The 5,212-nt window shown below is 57.8% G+C and carries 6 protein-coding genes; all 6 read left to right on the top strand.

Translation table 11 applies throughout. From position 1 onward, the window contains the following. Positions 1-818, top strand: an 818-nt coding sequence (locus Q0349_RS13955) for a phosphodiester glycosidase family protein (protein ID WP_366916335.1), incomplete at its 5' end; no start/stop codon positions are given. Then, positions 815-2,296 (top strand): Ppx/GppA phosphatase family protein, encoded by a 1,482-nt coding sequence (locus Q0349_RS13950; RefSeq protein WP_298081623.1) that lies wholly within the window; start codon positions 815-817, stop codon positions 2,294-2,296. The genes Q0349_RS13955 and Q0349_RS13950, both read left to right, overlap by 4 nt. Continuing rightward, a complete protein-coding gene (locus Q0349_RS13945) occupies positions 2,293-3,006 on the top strand; it encodes an ABC transporter ATP-binding protein (RefSeq protein ID WP_298081622.1) in 714 nt (237 codons plus the stop codon). The genes Q0349_RS13950 and Q0349_RS13945 overlap by 4 nt, the downstream gene beginning before the upstream one ends. A gap of 8 nt (positions 3,007-3,014) precedes the next feature. Further along, entirely contained in the window at positions 3,015-3,824 is an 810-nt protein-coding gene (locus tag Q0349_RS13940) for a Dam family site-specific DNA-(adenine-N6)-methyltransferase (RefSeq protein WP_298081621.1), read from the top strand. Further along, a complete protein-coding gene (locus Q0349_RS13935) occupies positions 3,814-4,626 on the top strand; it encodes a site-specific DNA-methyltransferase (RefSeq protein WP_298081620.1) in 813 nt (270 codons plus the stop codon). Before Q0349_RS13940 ends, Q0349_RS13935 begins: the two co-directional genes overlap by 11 nt. Further along, complete coding sequence (locus Q0349_RS13930; RefSeq protein WP_298081619.1) at positions 4,623-5,183, top strand: hypothetical protein; 561 nt, start codon at positions 4,623-4,625, stop codon at positions 5,181-5,183. The genes Q0349_RS13935 and Q0349_RS13930 overlap by 4 nt, the downstream gene beginning before the upstream one ends. The last annotated feature ends 29 nt before the right edge of the window (positions 5,184-5,212 follow it).

Genomic DNA, 5,212 nt, shown 5'->3' with positions numbered 1-5,212 from the left:
CATTTACATACACCTTGAGCGCTCAAGTGTATGTAAAACTCCTCCTCACCCTCACCCTCACCCTCACCCTCGCCCTGCTCACCGCCCCCGCCTTCGCCGCGCCGGATTTCAAACCGCTGGAAACGGGCGGCAGCTACGCGCAGCTTTACCACCAGGACGTGCGCTACGGCGTCTATCAGGCTGACCCGGCGCGCGTCTCGCTGCACTGGAAAGACGCTGACGGCAGCGCCTACGCCACCCTCGGCACGCTGAAACGCCACCTCGAAGCAAGCGGCGCGCACGTTGCCTTCCTCATGAACGCGGGCATCTACAGCACCGACGACACCCCGGCAGGCCTGTGGATAGAGCGCGGCAAAACCCTCATCCCGCTCAACCGCAAGGCGGGTAAGGGTAACTTCCACATCCAGCCGAACGGCGTCTTTTACATCGAAGGCGGCAAGGCGCGTATCCAGCCGACCGCCGCCTACCAACTGGGCCAACACCAGCCCGAATGGGCGCTGCAATCCGGGCCGATGCTGCTGATAGACGGCAAGCCCAACGCGCGCTTCGTCAAAAACCTCTCCAGCCCGCACAAACGCAACGCCGTCTGCACCACCGCCGACGGCCGCCTCTACTTCATCCTTACCGAAGATTACGACCGCGACGGCGAATGGCCGAGCTTTCACCGCTTCGCCGAAGCCTTGCAACACCTCGGCTGCCACGACGCCCTCTACCTCGACGGCACCCTCTCCGGCTGGTACATCCCCGGCATCGCCGGCACCTTCCACTGGACGCACTACGTCGGCATCATCGCCGTCACCACCCCGGAAACCCCATGAAAGACCGCTACGCCGCCCTCGACCTCGGCTCCAACAGCTTCCACCTCGTCATCGCGCAAATGCTTGATAGCAGCATCCAAACCGTTGATAAAAACAAACAGATGGTACGCCTCGGCGAAGGCCTTGACGACAACAACCTCTTGAGCGCCGACGCCATCGCACGCGGCATCGCGGCGCTGACCCAAATGGGACAACTCGTCGCCGACATCCCCGAAGACCAATTCCGCGCGGTGGCGACCAACACCCTGCGCGTCGCCGAGAACCGCGATGCCTTTATCGCTGCGGGCGAAGCCGCGCTGGGCAAACCCATCGAAATCATCAGCGGCAGCGAAGAAGCGGCGCTCATCTACCTCGGCATCAGCAAACACAACCACTTCACCGACCGCAGCCTCGTCATCGACATCGGCGGCGGCTCCACCGAAATCATCCTCGGCGAAGGCAGCGAACCGCAGCTATTGCGCTCGCTCGCCATCGGCTGCGCCAACATCGCCGCGCGCTACTTCGCCAAAGGCAAAATCACGAAAGCCGCCATCAAAAAAGCGCGCGACTACGCGGGTACCATCATCGAGCCGCACATCACCACCTACCGCAGCCAGCCGCCGTGGGCGCGCGTCGTCTTAAGCTCCGGCACCGCCAAAGCCATCGCCCGCGTCCTCAAAAAAGACACCATCGACCGCGCCGACCTCGACGCCCTGCTCGACAAACTCGCCGACATCGGCCACGCCGACAAACTGGCGAAAAAACTCGGCGTGGACGAAGCGCGCGCCTACGGCTTCAGCGGCGGCGTCAGCATCCTCGCCGCCCTCTACCAGCACCTTGACATCAGCCGCGCCATCGTCAGCCAGGAAGCGCTGCGCGAAGGCGTACTGCTCGAACTGATGGGGCGCGACGGCGGCGACAGCGACGAACGCGAGCGCACCGCCCGCGCCCTGCAACACCGCTTTGGCGTGGACGTGGCGCAGGCCGACCGCGTCGCCACCCTCGCCGAACACCTGAACGCGCAACTGCCCGCAGCTGCGCCGCCGCGCTTCGCGCCGCTGTTGCGCTACGCCGCCTGGCTGCACGAAACCGGCTGGGCAATCGCGCGCAACGACATGCAAAAACACGGCGCCTACATCCTCGCCCACGCCGAAATGCCCGGCTACTCGCGGCTGATGCAGGATATCCTCGCCATCCTCGTCAAAGCACAAAAACGCAAACTGCCGGACAAAGACATCGCCGCGCTGCCGGAAGCACACCGCGCCTGGGTCTGGCAAAACGCGCTCGCCTTGCGCCTCGCCGTCCTCCTCCACCGCGCACGCACGCCCATCGCCGCCATTGATTACCCGGATATCCGCCGCTTTGGCGACCACTACCGCCTGCGCTTCCCGGACGGCTACCTCGCCGCCCGCCCGCTCACCCTCGCCGACCTGCAACAAGAACAAACCCTGTGGCAAGAAAGCAGCCCGTGGACGCTGGAATACCACGCGCCAGAATGAACGCCACCATGCTCCATATCGACAACCTGCGCATTGACCTTGCCGGACAAACCATCCTCGAACACATCAGCCTCGACCTCGCCGCCGGGGAAAGCCTCGCCCTCTCCGGCGCCTCCGGCAGCGGCAAAACCACGCTGCTGCGCGCCATCGCCGGGCTGACCGAACCGCAGGAAGGGTGCATCGAAAACCACGCGAAGCGCCTCGCCTACCTCTATCAGGAACCGCGCCTGCTACCGTGGTTGCGCGCCGACGAAAACATCCGTCTCGTCGCGCCCGACGCCAGCGACGCGCGCATCCGCCAGCTGCTCGCCGAGCTCTGGCTGGACGGCAAGGACGCGCGCAAATACCCGCACGAACTCTCCGGCGGGATGCAGCAGCGAATTGCGCTCGCCCGTGCGCTTATCACCGAGCCCGACCTGCTCCTGATGGACGAACCCTTTTCCGCGCTCGACCCGCGCCTGCGCGACGAACTGCAACAGCGCATCATCCGCACCATCGAAGGCGGCACCAGCGTCGTCCTCGTCACCCACGACGCGCAGGAAGCGGTGCGCCTCGCACAACACATCTACTGCCTCGGCGGCAAACCGGCGACCACCTTCGCCGAAATCCACTTGCCCGATCCCTTCCATCACCGCGACCACGCCTGGTGCGTGGCGAAAAGCGCGCACCCCGCCCTGCGCGGCATTGAAGAAGCGGCGCTCTCGGACTGACCAAAAACATGAACAAACCCTTTCTCAAATGGGCGGGCGGCAAACACAAACTCGCCCCCTTTATTGCCCGCCACCTGCCTCCCTCACGCTGCCGCCTGATAGAGCCTTTCGCCGGATCGGCGGCCTTGTCGCTGGCGCTTGAATTTGAGGCCTATCTGCTCAATGACACCAATTCCGATCTCATTGCCCTGTTCCAAACCCTGAAAAGCGAAAAACAGGCATTTATTGATTACGTCCGCCAATATTTTGGCACTGACCACAATCAGGAAAGCCGCTTTTATGTACTGCGTGAACAATTCAATAATAGTGAAACCCCAATTGAACGCGCAGCACTCTTTGTCTATCTCAACCGCCATGCCTTTAATGGCCTTTGCCGCTATAACAGCAAGGGACAATTCAATGTTCCCTTTGGTCGTTACCGCGCGCCCTATTTTCCCGAAAAAGAAATGCAGGCATTTATCAAAAAAGCGGATCGGATGGAAATCTGCTGCGGCGATTTCCAATCCGCATTGGCACAAGCCGACCACCATGACACTATCTATTGCGACCCGCCTTACGTTCCCTTGAGTATAACCGCCTCCTTTACCGCCTACAGCAAAGAAAACTTTAATCTGGACGAACAAAACCGGCTGGCAATCGCAGCGCAACAAACGGCACCGCAAACGCAAGGATTGCTTATCTCCAATCACGATACCGCGCTGACACGCGAACTTTACCGCACTGCACGGCTGGAAACCGTCAGCGTACAACGCAATATTGCCGCCAAAGGCAGTAGTCGGCAAAAAGTGGGCGAATTACTGGCAATCTATGGCGTATGAATTTCTGCTGGCGGAAGAAGCGGCCATTTACCAGCCCGGACTCAAAAAAGAAATTGCCGCCAATTACGTGATTTACCATGAAGACGCGATGCAGGTCATGCGCCGCATTCTCGACAAACACCCGCAAGGCTGCTTTGACCTCATCTTTGTTGATCCGCCCTATTTCCTTTCCAATGACGGATTTACCTGCCAAAACGGACAAATGGTTTCCGTCAATAAAGGCGGCTGGGACAAATCGCGTGGTCTTGCTGCCGATATGGAATTTTACGAAGAATGGCTGCGCCTCTGTTACGCGCTGCTCAATCCCAACGGTACTCTTTGGGTATGCGGTACCTATCACAACATCTATCTCATCGGCTATCTGCTGCAACACATCGGCTATCATATTCTGAATAACATCACTTGGGAAAAGCCCAACCCGCCGCCCAACCTTTCTTGCCGTTTCTTTACCCACTCTACCGAAACCCTGCTGTGGGCAAAAAAAGACAAAAAAGCGAAACACATTTTCCATTATGATTTAATGCGTGCGCAGAACGACAACAAACAAATGAAATGCGTCTGGCAAATCGCACCGCCGCAGCGGCAAGAAAAACGCTACGGCAAACACCCGACGCAAAAACCGCTGGCACTCGTCCGCCGCTGTATCGAAGCGGCATCGAATGCAGGCGACCTTGTTTTTGATCCCTTTATGGGCAGCGGCACTACCGGCATTGCTGCTTTGCAAAGCGGGCGACGTTTTTGTGGTTGCGAAAAAGAAGATACCTATTTTGAATTGGCAAAACAAAGGATAGAAAACCTGTGAAAGAGGGTGGTACTGGTGGCGCGAACACCAAAACCGGATTGCAATTTGAAGAAAGAACGGATTTGCGGCAAATATTTGAGTCTATTCCGGGCTATCAATTGAAGCCTGCGGCTGATAGGGCGGGCTATGAAGTCTGGTTTGACAACAAATTACTGGCACATTGTTTCAAGAAGCGGGAGTTTTACCGTTTTCTTGCCCGTTATCACATTGAATGGGATGAGCATCTTTCCAAGCGGTTAGAGCCGGATAATGGGCTGTTCGTTATTGTGCGTGATACATTATTTATCATCGAAATAAAATTTCAGAAAGTTGCAGGTTCAGTCGATGAAAAATTGCAGACTTGCGATTTCAAGCGAAAACAATATAACAAACTCGTACATTCCTTAAATTGGCGCGTTGAATACATCTACGTCCTTAATGACTGGTTCAAAAAGCCCATGTATAAAGACACGCTTGATTATATCCATAGCGTTGGCTGCCATTACCTTTTTAATACCATTCCGTTGAAATGGCTTGGCCTGCCCGATGGCAAAGAAATCACCACCGCACAATTATGACCCCCGCCGACATTCTCTCCCTGCGCAAC

This window comes from uncultured Cardiobacterium sp., assembly GCF_938028185.1.
Lineage (GTDB): Bacteria > Pseudomonadota > Gammaproteobacteria > Cardiobacteriales > Cardiobacteriaceae > Cardiobacterium.
This window is presented reverse-complemented; position numbering and strand designations above follow the sequence as displayed.

Excerpts from the sequence above, each read along its gene's own strand:
- Q0349_RS13940 (WP_298081621.1), top strand. The coding sequence starts at position 3,015 with ATGAACAAACCCTTTCTCAAATGGGCGGGCGGCAAACACAAACTCGCC.
- Q0349_RS13950 (WP_298081623.1), top strand. The coding sequence starts at position 815 with ATGAAAGACCGCTACGCCGCCCTCGACCTCGGCTCCAACAGCTTCCAC.
- Q0349_RS13945 (WP_298081622.1), top strand. The coding sequence starts at position 2,293 with ATGAACGCCACCATGCTCCATATCGACAACCTGCGCATTGACCTTGCC.
- Q0349_RS13935 (WP_298081620.1), top strand. The coding sequence starts at position 3,814 with ATGGCGTATGAATTTCTGCTGGCGGAAGAAGCGGCCATTTACCAGCCC.